This window comes from Kribbella sp. NPDC026596 (assembly GCF_040638415.1).
Taxonomy (GTDB): domain Bacteria; phylum Actinomycetota; class Actinomycetes; order Propionibacteriales; family Kribbellaceae; genus Kribbella.
Map to the genome: position 1 here is coordinate 245,111 of NZ_JBEZYF010000001.1, position 18,058 is coordinate 263,168.

The window sequence follows — 18,058 nt, forward strand, 5'->3', positions numbered from 1 at the left end:
GCATACATCTTGCTAGAGCGGCACTCCCCAGGCGGCGAAAGCGGGCGGCGTGGGCTCGTAGAACTGGCCGGGGTTCTCGTAGATCCAGCGGACGTTGGCCGCGCTGATCGGAGCGTCGAACAGGCACAGGTCGTCGACATCGGCGACCGACGAATCCGGGTTATCGCCGCCCACGTTCAACTCGTTCGGCTGCAAGGGTGCGCCCGCGCCGTACGGCTCGACGGAGAACACTTCCCCGTTGAGGAAGAGCTGCATCGTCTTCTGATCGCACGACGCCGCCACGTGGGTCCAGGTCTCGGCGGAGATCGGCGTACGCGACGAGCTGACGATGCCGGTGGTGCCTCCGGTGCCGAACAGCCGGACCCAGAACAGCCCGTCCAGCCGGCCCGCGTGCGCGACCTCGTCCGTGCTGTTGCGCAGCACGAGGAACCGCGCACCACTGCTGCTCGAGCGGCACTTCACCCACGCCGAGAACGACCAACCCGGTGGCGACGCCGGCCACGTCAGGGAGGTCCTCGATGCGCCCGGACCCGTCCCGCTGGCGCCGAGCGCGGACGCTTCGATGCCGGCGACCCAGGTACCGGCCGCTGTCAGGGTCAGGTCGTTCGCTGACGGCGACTTGTCGTCGACGACGGTCCCGGTGTTCTCGTTGAAGTGGTACACGCCGCGCGCCACAGTGACCGGCCGGTACGGCGTGACGACCGGCGCGCCACTCCAGTAGCCGGACGTCACCTCGGCGAGGAAGTTCTTCGTCAAGGTCACGTAGTCGTACGAGACCTGGCCGCCGCCGCTCGCGTCACCGCCGATGTGCAGCCGGAACAGGCCGTCGATGGCCGGCGTCACGTGCGGGACGCCGTCGCCGATGTTCTCGGTCACCTGGCTGTCGTCGAGCCGGACTTGCACGTACGTCGGGTTGATCGCGAACTGGAATCGGGTCCACTGGCCGACGGTCAGCGTCGCCGTACTCGTCACCGAGACGGTCCCGTCGTCGATGGTGGTCCAGGTCGTGGTGACAGTCCGGTTGGTGTTCACCACGACCCGGACCCGCGCGCTGTTCGAGCTGTTGTCGATCGCGAGGATCGGGGCGGCCGAGCCGACCGGTGCGGTGTCGAGCCGGAGCCAGCCGCAGATGGCGAGCCGGTCGCAGTCCGGGAAGTCGACCACGCCGCTCACCCCGGCTGCCGCCGTACCGGAAACCAGTGCGCGTCCGTAGATGCCGGTGGTGAAGCTCGCGGAGGGAGCGAGCGTGAGGCCGCGATTGTAGGTGCCGAAATCCTCGGCGGTGTCCAGGTCGAACGGGTAGATCGCCAGTTGGTGATCGATCTGCTCGGCGGTGACCAGGGTCGGCCAGTACGCCGCCTCGACCGGGTCGTTCCACCAGCGCAGGTCGTCGACGATCCCGTTGAGCGCCTCGGAACCGGTGAGGGTGTTTCGCCCGGCCTCCATGGTGACCTCGGTGCCGGAGTACGCGAGGGCGGCGGAGGCGTTGACGGACAACACCTGGACACCGTCCACGGCGATCTTCACGGTGTCGGTCGACGGCGTGGCGTCGTACACGACGAGGACGTGATGCTGTTCCCCGTCACGGATGCTCGTGGTCGTGCTGTACGTCGCCCCGGCGATCTTCGCCTCCACGGTGCCGCTGGCGTTCGAGGCGTACACGGCCCAGTTCAGCGTGCTGCCGCTGCTCGCGGACGCGATACAGCGGGCCGCCGCGGTGTTGTCGTTGAGCTCGACCCAGGCGGCGATCGACAGGCCGCCGTCGGTGTTGAGCGGGTAGAAGGAGTCTCCGGCCTTCGGCGGACGGACGACGACGTGCATCGCGCCACCCGTGCAGTTCAGGCCATTGCCGTACTTGCCCGCGACGAGGGTCGCCGATCCGACGATCGAGCCGTGCAGGAAGTACCCCGCGACGTCCCGTACCGTCGTACCGCTGACCGTGTCCGCATTGAAGGTGTACCCCGCTGACTGCGCCACGGCCGCCCCCTAACTGGCCCGGCGGACCCGGACGGTCACCGTCAGATCGGCACCGGCGGCCGACGACCCGACCTGGTCGACATCGACGGTGAGGTAGTCACCGGCCGCAAACGTGGTCACGGCCGGATTGTTGCCGGTGGCACTGTTCGTGCCGGCGGCGATACTCGGCCGGTTCGCCTGGGTGGTGTAGATGGAGGTGCCGTTCTTGTTCACGTCCACGACGAGCGCCGCCCCGGCCGGTGCCGTGTGCACCGCGGCCCGCACCGTCTCGACGACGTAGTCGCCTTCCAGATAGATCCGCGACTTCCCGGTCGCGACCGCGACGGTCCCGGTCACCGAGAACGTGTACGCCTCGACAGGTACTACCAGTACGCCGTCAATTGTCAGACTGCCCTGAATCTGCATTGGTGATCCCCCAGCACTGCAGCGAGAGGTCCGGCCGCCCCCACGACACCCGGTTAGCGCCCGACCCTACGACGCAAAACCCCCACCGCGAAAGAGCAGCATCCCCATCTGGTCGGCTTTAGTTCAGGCCGGCGGCGGTTGCGATCAGGGTGATCTGCTGGAGATCGGGGTTGCAGGGGAAGAGGATCAGCTCGTCGCAGCCTGCCGCGGTGAAGCCGGCGACGGTGTCGGAGACCTGTTGTGGGGTGGTGAGGGCGCCGGCCATGATGCGGCTGACGTAGTCGCCGGCGAAGGCGTAGTAATTGCCGAGGTATTGCTCGGCATGCTGGGTGGCGTCCTCGCCGAGGCTGACGTAGCCGATGGAGACCAGGCGCGGCTCGCCTTCGCGTCCCGCCGTACGCCAGGACTCGCGCGCCTTCGTTGCCGCGGCCGCGAAAACATCTGGCCCGCCCGCGCCCAGGATCCAGCCCGCGCCGTACTCGGTCATCCGGCGGTAGGCGGCGGGCGAGCCGCCGCCGATCAACAGTGGGGGACCACCTGGTTGGACAGGGGTGGGTCCGATCGGACCGGCGTACCCTCGCGGCTCACCGGCCCACACCGCGCGCATTTCGGCCAGCTGGGCGTCGAACGCCTTCCCGCGCCGGTCGTACGGCGATGCCGTCGCTTCGAAGTCGTCCGGCCGGCCGCCGACCGCGATACCGACCGTCAGCCGTCCGCCGGAGATCACGTCCACGGTGGCCAGTTGCTTGGCCAGCAGCGCGCCGTTACCCCGGTACGGGCCGATCATGATCGCGGTCGTCAGCCCGATCCGTTCGGTCACCGCTGCCGCGGCCGCCAGCGTCGGCACGGTCTCCAGGTTGCCGTACACGAGACGATCGAGCGTCCCCAGGGTCGAGAAGCCGGCCTGCTCGGCGCCTCTGGCCCAGTCCAGGATCACCTGGCCTCGCACGCCGGGGATGGTCGACGGAAGTCCGATGCCGATCTTCATCTGACGCTCCTTGTATTTCTCGAACTGCTCCTGCTGTCCGACAAGTTAGGCACAACCACTGCCTGGTGCCAACCGACCGGGGGAGAAGAGCCATGCCGGAAAACGAGGGTGCATTGACGTTCGGCCGCTTGCGGTCGATGATCGCGGCGGAACAGCTGGGATGGCTGCCACCGCACGATCGAGCCGACGACGAGGTGGTGGAGCACCACGGCCTCGGTGCCGATCCGGAGAGCGTCGTACCGACTTCAGATGTGGCGGAGCTGGAGCTCGCGTCGCTGGGGGTTTCGCCGAACCCGTACCTCGCCGTCCGCCAGGTCGAGCGGGGGATCATCTCGCGGTACGAGCTCACGGAGCTGTTCTCCGAGGGGCTGCTGCGCAGGCTCGGGCTGGACGAGGCGGGCGAGGCTGGGGCGACGCCGCCCGATGCCGGGGTCCCGAGCAGCGTGGACTGGCGGTCTCGGTGGGGCCAGAACTGGATCACCAGTACCAGGGACCAGAACGGGTGCAACGCCTGCTGGGCATTCGCGGGTGTTGCGTTGGTCGAGTCGATGGTGCGGATCGAGCACGCGATGTGGACGCGGTTGTCGGAGGGCGATCCACACCGCGGCGTGGGCAAGACCTGTCCGGACCTGGGCAACGAGGGCGAGGTCTCGACCTTCTTCGCCGGCAACGGGTTCTGCGACCCGGGCTCCTGGCCGTGGCGCACCGACTCACCGCCGTACACCCCGACTCCTGACCGCAATGGCAGATCGGTCCGCGGTCCCGCGTTCGACGTAGTGTCGGTGGCCGACTCGAAGAACTGGCTCGACACCGTCGGGCCGCTGGTCACGTTCATCGATGTCTACGCCGACTTCAGCGGGGTCGGCACGGGCGTGTACCGGCGTTCGACCGATCCGTCGAACGTGTACCGCGGCGGCCACCTGTTCCTCATCATCGGGTACGACGACAGCCTCGGCGCGTGGTTGTGCAAGAACTCCTGGGGCCCGAACTGGGGCATGAACGGGATCGGCTGGATCGCGTACGGCGAGTGCCGGATCGACGACTTCGGCCGGTACGGCGTCCGTAACCTCAACCCCGATCCGTGGACGAAGCGCCGGCTGCACAACGGCAACCTGTACGAGAGCGGCAACGGCGCCCTGCATCGCAACCTGGAGGTCGTCGGCTCGAACGGCTCCCGGGTCAAGCACGTGTGGCGTGAGGGTGGACCCGGCTGGAAATGGGGCACCGCGGCATCGTTCGCGAACGACGCCGCCGTCTGCCCGACGCTGATCGGGACGACCTACAACCGCAACCTGGAGGTCGTGTACCTGACCACCGGCGGGCGCCTGCACCACTGGTGGACCGGCGGCGGTGGTGGCGGGCCTTGGAACGACGGTGGTGTGTTCGGGCCGTCCGGCTGCAACGGCGTACCCGGATTTGTTCAAGGCGACTACAACGCTCCAGGCAACTTCGAAGTGGTCGTGTCGCAAGGCGGGCAGCTCAGGCACCTGTGGCGTGACGGCGGTGGCTGGCACGACGGTCCGTTGTTCGGCTCCAACATCAGGACCTCCGGATCGACCCTCGTCCAAGGGACGTACGGCGCTCCGCACGGCAACCTGGAGTGCGTCGCGGTCCGAAACGACGGCACCATGCAGCACTTCTGGCGCTACGAGCCGACGTTCACCTGGTACGAGGACGGGATCTTCGGCGCGGGCGTCAGCAGCCCGCCGGTGATGATCCAGGGCCAGTACGGGATGGCCGACGAGCAGGGGCCGAACGGCAACTTCGAGCTCTGCGTCGCGGTCAACGGCGTCGTCCAGCACTGGTGGCGCTGGAATGCGGGCGGCGACCTGCAGTGGCGGCACAGCGCCGACTTCGGTCACGATGTCGCGGCCGTCGCCGGGCTCTGTGAGGGTTCGTGGGGGATGAATCTCGAGGTCATCGTGCTGCGCTTCGACGGGCAGTTGCAGCATTACTGGCGCGATGGCGCGGGCTGGCACGAGGGGCCGGTGATCGGTCCGGCATGAGCTTCCCCTCGCCAGACCTGCCGGACGAGATCACCGTGCGGACAGGTCACTCGGTAGACCTCGAACTGCCGTCGTACGCCGGTGGCGGCTACTCGTGGTCCGTCGAAGCTCCAACCGGCACGGAGATCGCCGGCGCGGTGCTCCGGTCGCTCGGCAGCGCTCCTGCGGGACCACCCCCGCAGGAGCCTGGCGTCACCGAACCCCCGGACCTGGTCCTCGTCCCGGAGAGGCTGACGATCACCGGCCGCTCCGCCGGGTCCACGCTCTACCGTCTGACCCTGCGCCGCCCCTTCGACCCAGGCCCGCCGGCCGCACAACACGACATACGCGTCACGGTCCTCCCCTGAGCAGCTTCAACCGTTAGGTAGCGCAGACGGGGGCCGGCGTGGAGCGCGTGGTGAGGAGGAACTGGTCTGTCGCGTCCCGCGCGCAGTCCGAGGTGTAGTACGACGTGTGTCCGTCACCGATGCGGGACAGCACGCTGCTGCCGCGGATCTGGGCGGCCAGGCCGAAGGCCCACTGGTAGGAGACGGACGGGTCGTGCGTCGAGTGGACGATCAGCGTGGGCACGCCCTTCACGTCCAGGCTGCGCTGCGGATTGGCGACCTTGAAGGGCCAGCCGATGCAGAAGCCGCCCTGCCAGAACTCCGAACCTCCTTGCAGGTGCGGCGCCAACTGCCGGCCCATCTCGATCCGCTGCTGCATCTCGGCGAACGTGTGGATGTCGGCCACGTAGTCACCGCAGTGATTCGCTATCCGGGAGGCGAGAATGACGTCGACAGGACCCCCAGGCGCTGGGAAGGCGAAGAACTGGGCGTCGCCGGCAACGGCTCGCCGCAGGACCTCCGAGAACACCGGCCACGACAGCTCGCCCGCCAGGACGTTGGGCGTCTTCGCAGCGAGCCAGTTCGGGGTGTTCATCCGGATGTCGTCACCGCTGACGGGGCGCAGGGCTCCTTCGACGGGGATCGGATTCGCGTCGGCGTCCCGGACGAGCTTGTCGTAGACAGCGCGGACATCCTGGCCCCGCAGGACGCAGTCGGCGGCGGTGTCACACCAATCGGCGAACCGGTCGAAGGCCTCCTCGACGGTCTTGGTCGCATCGGCGGTCAGTTGCACTTCCGGGCTGCTGTGGTCGAGGGCCGCGTCCAGGACGATGGCCCGGGTGCGCTTCGGATACAGCGCGGCGTACTGCGCTCCGACCTGCGTGCCGTACGACAGCCCCAGCCAGTTCACCTTCGAGACGCCGAGGGCGATGCGCACGGCCTCGTGATCGCGGGCAACGCTCACGGTGTCCGCGTGCAGGAACAGCGGTCCGGTCTGTTGCAGGCAACTCCTCGCGACCGCGCGATTGTGGGCGACCATCGCGTCGAACGCTGCCTGCGTTCGCGGGAAGAACGTGTATTCGGGGGTCAGCGGCGGCACGCCGCAAGTGATCGGCGTACTCCCGCCGACGCCTCGCGGATCGACACCGACGATGTCGAAGCGAGCTCGCAGTGTGGCGGAGAAGAAGGTGTCGGCCGCGATGACGTTGTCCGTGGCGGGATCTCCCGGGCCGCCCGGGTTGTAGAACAGCGTGCCGATCCGGTGCGCCGGGTCGTCGGCAGGTCGGCGAGCCACGGCCACGGTGATCTTCGGCCCCTTCGGAGCCGCCCAGTCCGCGGGCACCCGCAGAGTGCCGCACTGCACGTTCGCCGATCCCGGACATGGCGAAAAGTCGATCTTGTACGCCGGTGCTGCCGCGGTCTCCGACTCCGCGGCCGACACGAACGCCGTCGACCCCAGCGACCCGACCCCGAGCACGGCCACCATCAGCAAAGTGCGAACACGTCGAACCTTCATCGCGACACCCCCATCGCGTGAGCCACCCCTCGGCCTCCTCCGACCCTCCTCGCCCTCCCAGACAGTGTCAAGAACTGGGCACACCGGTCACGCACCGTGTTGGTCGGCGGCCTCCTGCCATCGAACTTCCCGTTCGGCCGTATCAAGTGGGTGGGCTGTGTCTCCGTACTGGTGAGTCCGCACCTCGGGTGGAACCGTTCCGGCGAACGGTTGCGGGAGCGAAGAAGGTACGAAGATGGTCGGTTCACGCGCGGCCACGGGGGCCCGCTGGTTCGTTGGCGCCTTGGCGGGTGCCCTCGTGCTTGTCGTCGCTCCGACTGCGGCCGGGTCTGCCAGCGCGACAAGTGACGCCACGGTGACGCTCTGGCTCGATCCGTCCGACGGCCCGCCTGGCACCAAGGTGATCGCCACAGCCTGGGGGTATGACGACTGCCATGCGCCCGGCGCGACGCGCTCAGGGGCCGGCGGCGGCGTGGTCCAGATCTTCTGGGAGGGCCTGGACGAGGAAGTCGGGTCGGCCGTGGTCCCCGCGAGCGGGGTGGTCGAGGTGCCGTTCACCGTTCCCGCGGACGCATCGGCGCAGAAGTACTCGATCGTGGCCCGGTGCACGACCGACTCGAAGCTGACGGACGACGACCTGTTCGTGGTGACCGGCTCGGAGAAGCCGGCCGTGATCCCGCCGACGGCCACGCCGGGGACGGCCTCACCACCGTCGGTCACCCCGTCGAGCGTTGTTCCGTCGGAGAAGGTGACACCGGCAACAGCGGCGCCGCGATTGGTCCGCGTTCCCAGGGTGCTCGGCTTGAAGGTCGCCGAAGCCACCGCGAAGGTGTCCGCCCTCGGGCTGGTGCTGCGGGTGACGCCCGGTAAGGGAGACATCATCGCCAGCCAGTCCCCAACAGCCGGTTCGATGGTCGGCGTCGGCCACGCCGTACGCATCACCACCAAGCCGGCGGTTGTGGCTCTTCCGCCGATCCCTGTCTCCAAACCGGTCGGCGTCTCCCAACCGGTCGTTGAGCAGGCAACTCCCGCTCGCTCGGCCGAACCGTTCCCCTGGTTGCGCGCGGGCCTACTCGCGCTCGTCGTACTGGCGTTCGGCGCTGTCACTTACCGCGTGGCGCGGCGACGCCTTGACGAGCGATGGGCTCGCAACAAACTCAAGGTCGTCGTGCCCCCGGCGCCAGCGGTCGATCCAAAGATCACCGAGTACGAAACAGCGCCACCGACGCCGCTCGCTGACGCAGGCATCCACATTCACAAGGGGGACTGACCGATGACCAGTACGCCGATTGTCGACGATCAACCTGCACCCAAGGCGCTGACGGCCAACGCACTCCTGTTCGGAGCCGGATCGGCCGAGGCGCTCGTCCAGGCGATCCGCGAGCGCCACGCCACCCGCACCGCCCTGCGGCCGATCCGCCGACTGTCCAAGTCGACAGCCGGCCAGGTCGACCGCGAGGTCGCCGCCGCGATCGACGGCCTCCTGGAACTGGATCTCGGCGACGTCCTGACCGCCGCCTGGCAGCAGCACCCGAAGCTGATCGACGCCGCTCGCCGCACTCTCGCCATCACCGACGCCGAGGAGATCGTCCCCTTGGCGTCGCACACCATTCACGCGACCTACTCGCCCCACGTAGACCTGGCAGTGAAGAAGACCCTGGTCCACTGCTTCAAGTTCGTCCTCGAAATCGTCGCCGAGCTCACCGCCCTGGACGCGATCGTCCGCTCCGGCAAGCTGGCGATCCGCACCGGCGAGTGCACGATCACAGCAACCCTGACCCTCGACGGCGCCCGCCTGGCAACCGCCCGCCACCCCGCCGGCCTCAACCTCGTCGTCCCCCTGAACCCACCACGCCCCCTCACCAAAAGCTCCGCAGCCGCCTAACGAAGACGCTGAGTGTGGGGAGTGAGCACGGGATTGCGGGGATACGGGACGTGGGCGATCTCGTGCGCGGGCAGGAGGCGGCCGGCGACCAGGCGCTCTGGTGTGAAGCGGGCGATGCGGCCAGTCTGGGCATCGTCGCCGGGGCGGCCCTTGGGACCCCACTCGATCCTGGTCGTGCCGGACAGGTGAAGGGTGCGGCCGGTAGGGAAGTCGAAGAAGAGCAGCGCCGCCTCGGGGTTGACCTCGAGGTTTCCGAAGCTGTTGAAGAGGTTGTTGCCCTGGTAGTCCGGCCACCACAGGCCACCGTCGTCCACGCGGACGAAGCCGGGCGGGCCGCCGCGGTGTGAGGTGTCGGCGCCGCGCTCGGGGTTGATCGTCCCCAGGAAGAACGTGTCCGCGTGGCGGATCAGCTCGACGTCCTCCGGTGCGAGCGTCGTGTCACGTCGTACGTCGGCCTCGCCCGCACGGACGGTGTCGGGCGTGAGGAGACGCTGCTGGATGTACTGCGGACAGTTGCCGAACGCCTGCTCGATCTCGACGACAAGCGCCCCATCGTCGGCCGCGGTCAGCGTGCCGTTGAGCCGCACGCGCCGTCTCGCGGCGAACTCGATCGCCGTCATGCCGACCTTCTGACCGGCCGCGATCCCGTGCAGCGGGTCGCCCTCAGGCGGCGACGCTCGTGCGGCGAGCTCGGTCGCCGATCGCACCTCGATGAACCCGGCCGGCCCCGTCACCGGTGACGTCCACAGCCGGCCGTCACCGTCGCGACCAGTGATGACGAGGAACGTCCGCTCGGCCAGGAACCCGGTGATCCCGCGCGACAGCTGCACCGGCTCGAGCATCGGCGACAACCGGGCCGCCTCCTGCCCCGTGCCGGCCTTGCGCTGCACCGCCAGCTCCCCGGCATGAAAGCCTACGTCGGTCATGCGCTCTCCCTCACGGATGACGAACTATCTATCCGTTAGAAGTTGTAGCCGATTCTTCTCACGGATGCAAGCCGGTTTATCCGTGATAATCTAGTTCCGTGCCCCGAGTCACAGCACGCGCCTGGCCGCTCCCCGAGGAGCCGGCCCCGATCCGCCTGACGGCGACGATCTGGGCCGACACCACAGGCCTCCACGACGACTTCACAAACCCGTCCGACGTCGACGCGTGGTTGGACGCAGTAGGCCTCGACCGTCACGGCGCCGAAACCACGCCGGCCGAGTTCCGCCGCGCTGTACACCTTCGCGACGCCGTACGCCGCCTGGTCGCCCACGTCACCGACGACGAACGCCCCGCAGTCACCTCGATGACCGTCGAGCAGGCAGTCGACACGATCAACACCGCAGCGACCAAACTGCCGCGTACCCAACTTGAGCTCACCAAGCACGGCCTGCAGCTGGCCGCCACTCCCACCGCATCCCCGATCACCACAGCCCTCGCCCAGCTCGCCCGCGAGACCCAACACCTCCTGACCGGCAACGGCACAAATCTCCGCGCCTGCTACGCCCCCGGCTGCGTCCTCTACTTCTCCAAAACCCACCCCCGCCGCGAGTGGTGCTCCATCACCTGCGGCAACCGCACCCGAGCCGCCCGCCACTACCACTCCACCCGCAAGAGCGCGCACTGACGCTACGTCGTACGGCGCTCGGTGATGTGCTTGGTTTGGCCGGTGGTGATTGAGTCTTCGATGGCGCAGATGATCTCGGTGACCAGTACGCCGTGATCGATACCTGGGCCGAGGTCGCCTCCGTCGACGAGGCTTGCGGCGAAGTCTTGGACCATCCAGACGGCAGGGCCGACCTGGGAGCGGCCGATTCGGCCGGAGAGCGGCCAGGTCGATCGGTGCTTGTCGGTCACTACGGTGAGGCCCTGGTGTGAGAGGTCCGCGGTTACCGAGCCCTCGGTGCCGATGACCTGGAAGCGGAAGTCGACGATGCCGTCGCCGGCGTCGGGGAGGGTCCACGCGGAGGAGAGCGTCGCGGTCGATCCGTCGTCGAAGGTGAGCAGGGCGTGCACCACGTCCCAGGTGTCGATGCCGCGCTGGGCGAGGACACCACGAGATCCCACCGCGCTGACCGACACGGGCCTTCTGCCGGTGAGCCACAAGACGAGGTCGACGGTGTGCGGCATGAGAAACCAGGCCGGCGACGATTGAGCCGCCCACGACAGCATGGTGGTCGGCACGAAGAACGAGTTGCTCAGGGTGGCTGATGCCGTGATCGGCTCGCCAAGTGACGCCATCGCCGCCTTGGCTTGCACCACGTGCGGGTTCCACCGGTTCTCGAAGCCGACGAGGCATCGAACGCCCGAGCGGTGAACCGCCTCGGCAATGGCCTGGGCGTCGTCCAGGGTGGTGGCGACCGGTTTCTCGATCAGCAGATGCTTACCGGCCTCGGCGACGTCGACGGCGATCTGGCGGTGGGCGAAGTCAGGGGTCGCCACGATCACAGCGTCCGGATCGAATGCCTCGAGCAACTCGGGGTGCGACGCGGTGACGGGCAGACCCGTGGCGTCCCGCGCCTCCTCGGCCACCTTGGCCGAGGGTTCCGCGAGGCCGACGACGGTGACGTCCGGCTGGGCCTGGAGAGCCTCGGCGAACAGCCTTCCGCGCAGGCCGGCGCCGACAATGCCGATGGTTACCATGCAAAACCCTTCAGGAAGATGATCAGAACAGGGTGAAGCCGCCGTCGACCTTGACGATCGAGCCGGTCATGAAGCTGGACGCCTCACTCGCCAGGAAGATCGCCACCGGTCCCAGCTCCGGCGGCAACCCGTAACGCTTCATGGCAGCCGGATCCACGCACCACTCCTTGAACTCCGGCTGGTCGACGGGCGACATCTCGGTGAGGAAATACCCCGGCGCCATCGCGTTCACGCGGATTCCGTGCGGCGCCCACTCGGCCGCCAGCGCCTTGGTCAACTGATGGACGGCGGCCTTGGATGACAGGTACGACGCCTGCCACCGGGGCTGGTTGACGATCTCGGCCGACATCGAACCGACGTTGACGATCGTGCCGCCACCCCGCTCGGCCATCCGGCGTGCGACCGCACGACTGCAGTACCAGACGCCGTCGACGTTGACGGAGAACACCTCATGCCACGCGGTATCGGGCGTCTCGAAGGCCCGGCCGGCGACACCGATGCCGGCGTTGTTGAGCAGCACATCGATCTCACCGAACTCGGTGCTCACCTGCTCGACCGCACGTTCGACGTCCTCGACATCGGACACCTCGAGCTGGACGCCGTACGCGCGAATGCCGAGCGCACTCAGCTCCGCGGCGGCGGCCTCGGCCGAAGCAAGCGTTCGGGCCGTCACCGCGACCGCCGCACCCGCATCGCCAAGCGCTTCAGCCATCGCGCGCCCAAGCCCCCGGCTCCCACCGGTAACAAGGGCGACCTTGCCCTCGAGCGAAAACTTCTGCAGTGCGTTCATTGTGTCCTTTCCGTGGGATGTCACCCGACACCGAGGATCTTGATCAAGTGTGCATGCACCGGGACCAAACTCGGTGGAGCGCTCAGTCGGACTGATCAGATCCTCGGCGACGGTCGATCGCCGGTCCTACCGTCATCCCGAAACTCGCTGGTTCCCTTCCTGAACTGCGAATCGAGGATGAATGCCCGAGCCACTGGCTGAGATCCGGCTGCGCGACTTCGCTCCGGTCTCGATGCTGACCACCGCCACCACCACCGTGACCGATCCGGCCGCGCCGATCGTCGACGTACACAACCATCTCGGGCGCCGCACCACCGGCGTCTGGCGGGCGCCCGACCCGGCCGCCCTGATCGAGACGATGGACGCGGCGGGCGTGGCGACCATCGTCAATCTCGACGGTGAGTGGACCGATGAGCTCGAGGCGAACCTCGATCGCTACGACCGCCGCTATCCAGGACGGTTCGTGACCTTCGCGCGCGTCGACTGGTCCGATACCTCGACGCCGGGCTGGGGCGACCGGATGGCGGCCTCGCTGACGGATTCGGTACGCCGTGGCGCGGCAGGTGTCAAGCTCTGGAAGGACATCGGGCTCCGGATCCGCGATGAGAACTCGGAGCTGGTCTTCCTCGATGACGATCGGCTCGAACCGTTGTGGGTCGCGTTGGCCGAATCGGGTGTGCCGGCCCTGATCCATACCGCGGATCCGGCGGCGTTCTTCCAGCCGCTCGACCATCGCAACGAAAGACTCGAGGAGCTGCTGCGGCATCCCGACTGGCACTTCCATGGACCTGAGTTCCCGCCACTCGAGCGGCTGTTGGACGCGTTCGAGGCGGTTGTTGCCGCGCACCCGCAGGTGCGCTTCATCGGCGCCCACGTCGGCTGCCTGGCGGAGAACCTCGACTGGGTGGAGGGGATGCTCGATCGCTACCCGAACTATCGCATCGACATCGCCGCGCGGATCGCGGAGCTCGGCCGCCAGCCGAGGCGAACCCGCGCACTGATCGAGCGCCATCCCGATCGGGTGTTGCTCGGTACCGACTGCGCGCCACCGGAGATCGACGACTACCGGATGTACCTGCGCTTCCTGGCCAGTACCGACGAGGCCTTCGCCTACTCGTCGGAAGAACCACCGCCGACCGGACGCTGGACGATCTCGGGTCTCGGGCTGCCGGACGCGCTGGCAGCACAGGTTGAAGGAGACAACGCCCGCGCGTTCATCCCGGCTCTCGCGGCCACCCCGCCGAGGAACAGCGATGCCGGACTTTGACCTGATCATCATCGGCGGCGGGATCGTCGGAGCGAGCGCCGCGCTGGCCGGTGTGCGGAAGGGGGCCCGGGTCGCGCTCGTCGACGCGGGCCTGGCCGGTCGCGCGACCGATGCCGGGGCGGGGATCGTGTCGCCGGTCGCACTCGATCGTGGCGAGCAGCGCCCGGACTGGACGTCGCTGATCACCGAGTGCGTCGGCTACTACCACAGCCTCCTGGCCGAGCTGGATGCCGTCGATCCGGCCGGGGCCGGCTCGGCGACGTTCGAGCAGGTCGGCGAGCTGGTGGTGGCCGGCGACGATCCGCACGAGCAAGCGGCGCTCGACGCGGTGGCCGAGCGGCTGTCGAACCCGGAGGGGCGTCGGGCGCACGGGATCGTCAAACCCGTCGAGACCGTCGATGGCACCGATCTTCACGACTATTGGCCGGAACTGCGCGGCGACCTGCGCGGCCTGTTCATCGCCGAGGTCGGCCGGGTCGTGGGTTCCCGGCTGCACGACCGCTTGATGACAGCGGCGCGCCGGCGCGCTCAGGCCCGGCGCGACGACGCCGGACTCGAGGTGATCCCCGGCGCCGGGATCCTGGACCTGCAGCACTCAGCCCCGCGGGTCCGCGTCGGGCACCGGGTGCTCGACGGCCGGTCCGTGCTCCTGGCCACTGGCGCCTGGGCGGGAGCTGACCTCGCCGGATTCGGCGTCGAGGTGGACATCCGGCCGATCCGCGGGCAGCTCGTGCACCTGCGACTCGACGGCCAGCAAACGGGCCTGCGACCCGTGGTCAACACGCCCGGTGCCGGCTACCTGCTCGGCTTCGACGACCGCATCGTCGCCGGCGCGACGCACGAGGACGTCGGTTTCGACTCCCGGGTCACGGCCGGTGGGCAGCAGGCCGTCCTGAACGCCGCATTGAACCTGGCGCCGGGGCTGTCCGCCGCGACCGTCCTGGAGACCAGGGTCGGCTTGCGCCCCGCGACCAGCGACGGCCTGCCCCTGGTGGGCCCGGTGGCACCAGCGATCCACGTCGCCACCGGCCTGGGGGCGTGGGGGCTGACGCTCGGGCCCCTGCTCGGCGAGCTGGCCGCACGGCACGCACTCGGCGACCACTTACCAGCACGCCTCGACTTTCTCAGCCCAGGCCGCTCTTTCCCGAAGGAGTCCGCATGAACACGGTACGACGAATCCGCCGACGGTTACTGAACCTGTTGCTCGTGGCACCTTTGATCGCCGCGGCCGCCTGCTCGGGATCCTCCGACTCAGGCGACAACAACAAGCAGGTCACCCTCACGTATGCCATCTGGGACCAGGCGCAGGGCGCCGCCATGAAGCAGATCATCAGCGAGTTCCACACCCAGCACCCGAACATCGACGTCCAGGTTCAGGTGACGCCATGGGAGAGCTACTGGACGAAACTGCAGACCAGCGTCACCGCGGGCACCGGCCCCGACGTCTTCTGGATGACGATGGTGTACGCGAAGTACTACGCCACCGGCGGCGGCATCGCTCCGCTCGATGATCAGATCAAGAGCTCGAAGCTGGACATGAGCGCGTACGTGCCCGCGGTCACCAAGGCCTACACGGTCGACGGCAAGGTGTACGGCGTACCGAAGGACGTCAACGGGTTCGGACTCTGTTACAACAAGGCGCTCTTCGACGCCGCCGGGGTCAAGTACCCGGACGAGTCCTGGACATGGAGCAACGTGATCGCCGCGGCCCAGAAGCTGACCGATCCGAAGAAGGGCGTCTACGGGTTCGTCGCACCGGAGGCCGACGAGCTGAGCTGGTACCTGACCGTGCCGCAGGTCGGCGGGAAGGTCATCTCGGACGACGGCACGAGCTCCGGCTACGACCAGCCGGCGACGGTCAAGGGCATCGAGTTCTGGACCGACATGATCACCAAGTACCACGTCTCGCCGACGTTGCAGCAGACCACCGACACCGACCCGCTCGCGATGCTCACGTCGGGCAAGGTGGCGATGCGGTACTGCGGATCCTGGGAACCGGAGGAGATCGCCGCCGTCCCGTACGGCAAGGCCAACATCGACGTCGCGCCGTTGCCCGCCGGCCCCGACGGGAACCGGAACTACTACAGCAACGGGCTGGCCAACAGCATGTCGGCCAAGACCGAGCATCGCGACCAGGCCTGGGAGTTCCTGCAGTTCCTCGGCTCCGAGCGGGCCGCCGAGATCCAGGCCAAGACCGGCACCGTGATCCCGGCGTACGAGGGGCACGCAGCCGCGTACGCCAAGGCGATGCCGGAGTTCGACCTGCAGGTCTTCGTCGATCATCTGAAGTACGCGCAGCCCTTCCCCGCGTCCACCGACACCGCTGCCTGGCGAGACGACGCGACGAAGCAGTTCGCCGACGCCTGGACAGGCAAGTCCTCGGTCGACGAGGTCTCCCGCAGCGTTGCGGAGAAGATGAACACTGCGCTGTCGAAGGAGAAGAAGTGAGTCCGGGTACTGCGACGGCGGCGGCCGAATCGCTGACCGACAGTGCGACCGGCCCGCGCGCCGGAACGACCCGCAACGGGCGGCGACCGCGACCACCGACCCGGGACAGCGGGTGGTGGGCGCTCATGCTGTTGCTGCCGGCCGCCGCCGGGCTCGTCGTCTTCGAGATCTGGCCGACCTTCCAGACGATCTACTACTCCTTCACGAGCTGGGGCGCGTTCGGCGGGCACACCTGGTCAGGGCTGGAGAACTACCGGACCCTGATCGCCGACTCCGACATCTTTCATGCGATCGTCAACACGGCGATCATCAGCATGATCTCGTTGCTCGCAGTGCCGCTGTCGGCGATCGTGGCGGCTCTGCTCAGCCTGCCGGGGATGCGCGGAGTCACCATCTACCGCACGCTGTACTTCCTGCCCGTGGTCACGCTGCCGGCAGCGGTCGCCCTGACCTGGAAGTACCTCTTCAACGGCGACTACGGACTGATCAACTGGCTGCTGTCCAAAGTCGGCGTCGACGGTCCGCACTGGCTCGCCAATCCCGCCACAGCGATCTTCGCCATCAGCATCGTCGGAGTCTGGGGCTCGATCGGCTACAACATGGTGATCTTCCTGTCCGGCATCCGCGGCATCCCGACCGACTACTACGAGGCCGCCGAGCTGGACGGCGCGAGCCGGATGGCGCAGTTCTTCCACATCACGATTCCGCTGCTGACGCCGTCGATCTTCTTCGTCACGGTGATCACGGTGATCAACTCGCTGCAGGCCTTCGACCTGATCTATCTGATGGTCGGTCAGCAGAGTCCGGCGATCCAGCGGACCGAGACCCTGGTCTATCTCTTCTACCAACGGGGGTTCGCCGAGCACGACGGCGGCTACGCGGCGGCGATCGGCGTACTGCTGCTCCTCGCGACCCTGATCCTGACCGCGGCTCAGTTCCGGCTGCAGAGGAGGTGGGTGCACTATGGCTGAGTCGGTCCAATCTGCCGTGCGGCAACGGCGACGCTTTCGGCTGCGGCATCCGATCGCACATCTGGTGCTCTGTATCGGTGCGGTCTTCATGGTCGGGCCGTTCCTGTGGCAGCTTTCGACCTCGCTGCAGACCTTCGGCGAGTCGGTGAGCGTGCCGCCGACCTTCCTGCCGCACTCACCGCAGTGGTCGAACGTGACGACCGTCTTCAGCGCCCTGCCGTTCGGCCATCAACTGCTCAACACCACTCTGATGACGATCGCGCGGACCGTCGGTCAGGTGCTGTTCAGTGCGCTGGCCGGCTTCGCCTTCGCCCGGATGCAGTTCCGCGGTCGCGGCGTACTGTTCGCGATCTTTCTCTCGGTGACGATGGTTCCCTATCAGGTGTTCCTGCTGCCGCAGTTCCAGATCATGCAGAAGCTGGGGCTGCTGAACACTCTGGTGGCACTGTTCCTGCCCGGCATGTTCAGTGCCTTCGGCACCTTCCTGATGCGTCAGTTCTTCCGGCAGCTCCCTATCGAGATCGAAGAGGCCGCCCGGATCGACGGTGCGAACATCCTGCAGATCTTCTGGCGGATCATGTTGCCGATGGCGGCACCCGGCATGATCGCGCTCGGCGTACTGGTGATCATCTGGTCCTGGAACGACCTGCTCTGGCCGCTGGTGGTGAACTCGGATCCCCGGCAGATGCCGGTCTCCGCGGGACTGGCCAGCCTGCAGGGTCAGTACACGACGAACTTCCCGGTGCTGATGGCGGGATCGCTGCTGGCGAGCCTGCCGGTGATCATCGTGTTCATCGTCTTCCAGCGTCACCTGATGAGCGGTATCGCGTTCTCCGGCGTGAAGGGTTGAC

The 18,058-nt window shown here is 67.9% G+C and carries 17 protein-coding genes; 10 read left to right on the forward strand and 7 right to left on the reverse strand.

The genetic code is table 11. The annotated features are described in order from the left end of the window. Window positions 1–12: 12 nt before the first annotated feature. The 3 genes from AB0E63_RS01230 to AB0E63_RS01240 all read right to left on the reverse strand — a co-directional run bounded on the left by AB0E63_RS01230 (window position 13) and on the right by AB0E63_RS01240 (window position 3,370). Window positions 13–1,977: a LamG-like jellyroll fold domain-containing protein gene (locus AB0E63_RS01230; protein ID WP_360359451.1), complete on the reverse strand. Its 1,965-nt coding sequence runs from the start codon at window positions 1,975–1,977 to the stop codon at window positions 13–15. Between the two features lie 9 nt (window positions 1,978–1,986). Beyond that, window positions 1,987–2,382 (reverse strand): hypothetical protein, encoded by a 396-nt coding sequence (locus tag AB0E63_RS01235; protein ID WP_360359454.1) that lies wholly within the window; start codon window positions 2,380–2,382, stop codon window positions 1,987–1,989. Window positions 2,383–2,500: 118 nt separating this feature from the next. Then, a complete protein-coding gene (locus AB0E63_RS01240; RefSeq protein ID WP_360359456.1) occupies window positions 2,501–3,370 on the reverse strand; it encodes an LLM class flavin-dependent oxidoreductase in 870 nt (289 codons plus the stop codon). Between the two features lie 92 nt (window positions 3,371–3,462). Here AB0E63_RS01240 and AB0E63_RS01245 point away from each other — a divergent pair, with 92 nt between their 5' ends. Beyond that, complete coding sequence (locus tag AB0E63_RS01245) at window positions 3,463–5,376, forward strand: C1 family peptidase (protein WP_360359459.1); 1,914 nt, start codon at window positions 3,463–3,465, stop codon at window positions 5,374–5,376. Further along, the gene (locus tag AB0E63_RS01250) at window positions 5,373–5,723 is read left to right on the forward strand and encodes a hypothetical protein (protein ID WP_360359462.1); all 351 of its coding nucleotides are present in this window, start codon (window positions 5,373–5,375) and stop codon (window positions 5,721–5,723) included. The genes AB0E63_RS01245 and AB0E63_RS01250 overlap by 4 nt, the downstream gene beginning before the upstream one ends. 13 nt (window positions 5,724–5,736) lie before the next feature. Here the strand turns inward: AB0E63_RS01250 and AB0E63_RS01255 are convergent, their stop codons facing one another. Continuing rightward, complete coding sequence (locus tag AB0E63_RS01255; RefSeq protein ID WP_360359464.1) at window positions 5,737–7,218, reverse strand: alpha/beta fold hydrolase; 1,482 nt, start codon at window positions 7,216–7,218, stop codon at window positions 5,737–5,739. Between the two features lie 235 nt (window positions 7,219–7,453). Here AB0E63_RS01255 and AB0E63_RS01260 point away from each other — a divergent pair, with 235 nt between their 5' ends. Next, a complete protein-coding gene (locus AB0E63_RS01260; protein WP_360359467.1) occupies window positions 7,454–8,488 on the forward strand; it encodes a PASTA domain-containing protein in 1,035 nt (344 codons plus the stop codon). Window positions 8,489–8,491: 3 nt separating this feature from the next. Continuing rightward, window positions 8,492–9,103: a hypothetical protein gene (locus AB0E63_RS01265; RefSeq protein WP_360359470.1), complete on the forward strand. Its 612-nt coding sequence runs from the start codon at window positions 8,492–8,494 to the stop codon at window positions 9,101–9,103. Here the strand turns inward: AB0E63_RS01265 and AB0E63_RS01270 are convergent. Next, entirely contained in the window at window positions 9,100–10,029 is a 930-nt protein-coding gene (locus tag AB0E63_RS01270; protein WP_360359472.1) for a pyridoxamine 5'-phosphate oxidase family protein, read from the reverse strand. The genes AB0E63_RS01265 and AB0E63_RS01270 overlap by 4 nt on opposite strands. A 98-nt stretch (window positions 10,030–10,127) precedes the next feature. Between AB0E63_RS01270 and AB0E63_RS01275 the strand changes: the two genes are divergently transcribed. Beyond that, a complete protein-coding gene (locus AB0E63_RS01275) occupies window positions 10,128–10,715 on the forward strand; it encodes an ABATE domain-containing protein (RefSeq protein ID WP_360359475.1) in 588 nt (195 codons plus the stop codon). Between the two features lie 2 nt (window positions 10,716–10,717). On the opposite strand, the gene AB0E63_RS01280 is transcribed toward AB0E63_RS01275, so the two are convergent. Together AB0E63_RS01280 and AB0E63_RS01285 are read right to left on the reverse strand one after the other, a co-directional pair. Next, entirely contained in the window at window positions 10,718–11,731 is a 1,014-nt protein-coding gene (locus tag AB0E63_RS01280; RefSeq protein WP_360359478.1) for a Gfo/Idh/MocA family oxidoreductase, read from the reverse strand. 22 nt (window positions 11,732–11,753) lie between these two features. Beyond that, window positions 11,754–12,521 (reverse strand): SDR family oxidoreductase, encoded by a 768-nt coding sequence (locus AB0E63_RS01285; RefSeq protein WP_360359481.1) that lies wholly within the window; start codon window positions 12,519–12,521, stop codon window positions 11,754–11,756. A gap of 181 nt (window positions 12,522–12,702) precedes the next feature. On the opposite strand from AB0E63_RS01285, the gene AB0E63_RS01290 reads away from it, so the two are divergent. The 5 genes from AB0E63_RS01290 to AB0E63_RS01310 are packed head-to-tail and all read left to right on the forward strand — an operon-like array spanning window position 12,703 to window position 18,057. Continuing rightward, a complete protein-coding gene (locus tag AB0E63_RS01290) occupies window positions 12,703–13,788 on the forward strand; it encodes an amidohydrolase family protein (protein WP_360359484.1) in 1,086 nt (361 codons plus the stop codon). Then, window positions 13,775–14,950 (forward strand): FAD-dependent oxidoreductase, encoded by a 1,176-nt coding sequence (locus AB0E63_RS01295; RefSeq protein ID WP_360359486.1) that lies wholly within the window; start codon window positions 13,775–13,777, stop codon window positions 14,948–14,950. Before AB0E63_RS01290 ends, AB0E63_RS01295 begins: the two co-directional genes overlap by 14 nt. Next, complete coding sequence (locus AB0E63_RS01300) at window positions 14,947–16,236, forward strand: sugar ABC transporter substrate-binding protein (RefSeq protein WP_360359489.1); 1,290 nt, start codon at window positions 14,947–14,949, stop codon at window positions 16,234–16,236. Before AB0E63_RS01295 ends, AB0E63_RS01300 begins: the two co-directional genes overlap by 4 nt. Continuing rightward, window positions 16,233–17,207 carry a sugar ABC transporter permease gene (locus AB0E63_RS01305; protein ID WP_360359492.1) on the forward strand — a complete coding sequence of 325 codons (975 nt, stop codon included), beginning with the start codon at window positions 16,233–16,235 and terminating at the stop codon, window positions 17,205–17,207. The genes AB0E63_RS01300 and AB0E63_RS01305 overlap by 4 nt, the downstream gene beginning before the upstream one ends. Next, entirely contained in the window at window positions 17,200–18,057 is an 858-nt protein-coding gene (locus AB0E63_RS01310) for a carbohydrate ABC transporter permease (RefSeq protein ID WP_360359495.1), read from the forward strand. Before AB0E63_RS01305 ends, AB0E63_RS01310 begins: the two co-directional genes overlap by 8 nt. The last annotated feature ends 1 nt before the right edge of the window (window position 18,058 follow it).

Bases quoted from the DNA above. Each gene is read 5' to 3' on its own strand.
- AB0E63_RS01235 (WP_360359454.1), bottom strand. From the start codon at position 2,382: ATGCAGATTCAGGGCAGTCTGACAATTGACGGCGTACTGGTAGTACCT.
- AB0E63_RS01240 (WP_360359456.1), bottom strand. From the start codon at position 3,370: ATGAAGATCGGCATCGGACTTCCGTCGACCATCCCCGGCGTGCGAGGC.
- AB0E63_RS01245 (WP_360359459.1), top strand. From the start codon at position 3,463: ATGCCGGAAAACGAGGGTGCATTGACGTTCGGCCGCTTGCGGTCGATG.
- AB0E63_RS01250 (WP_360359462.1), top strand. From the start codon at position 5,373: ATGAGCTTCCCCTCGCCAGACCTGCCGGACGAGATCACCGTGCGGACA.
- AB0E63_RS01255 (WP_360359464.1), bottom strand. From the start codon at position 7,218: ATGAAGGTTCGACGTGTTCGCACTTTGCTGATGGTGGCCGTGCTCGGG.
- AB0E63_RS01260 (WP_360359467.1), top strand. From the start codon at position 7,454: ATGGTCGGTTCACGCGCGGCCACGGGGGCCCGCTGGTTCGTTGGCGCC.
- AB0E63_RS01265 (WP_360359470.1), top strand. From the start codon at position 8,492: ATGACCAGTACGCCGATTGTCGACGATCAACCTGCACCCAAGGCGCTG.
- AB0E63_RS01270 (WP_360359472.1), bottom strand. From the start codon at position 10,029: ATGACCGACGTAGGCTTTCATGCCGGGGAGCTGGCGGTGCAGCGCAAG.
- AB0E63_RS01280 (WP_360359478.1), bottom strand. From the start codon at position 11,731: ATGGTAACCATCGGCATTGTCGGCGCCGGCCTGCGCGGAAGGCTGTTC.
- AB0E63_RS01285 (WP_360359481.1), bottom strand. From the start codon at position 12,521: ATGAACGCACTGCAGAAGTTTTCGCTCGAGGGCAAGGTCGCCCTTGTT.
- AB0E63_RS01290 (WP_360359484.1), top strand. From the start codon at position 12,703: ATGCCCGAGCCACTGGCTGAGATCCGGCTGCGCGACTTCGCTCCGGTC.
- AB0E63_RS01295 (WP_360359486.1), top strand. From the start codon at position 13,775: ATGCCGGACTTTGACCTGATCATCATCGGCGGCGGGATCGTCGGAGCG.
- AB0E63_RS01300 (WP_360359489.1), top strand. From the start codon at position 14,947: ATGAACACGGTACGACGAATCCGCCGACGGTTACTGAACCTGTTGCTC.
- AB0E63_RS01310 (WP_360359495.1), top strand. From the start codon at position 17,200: ATGGCTGAGTCGGTCCAATCTGCCGTGCGGCAACGGCGACGCTTTCGG.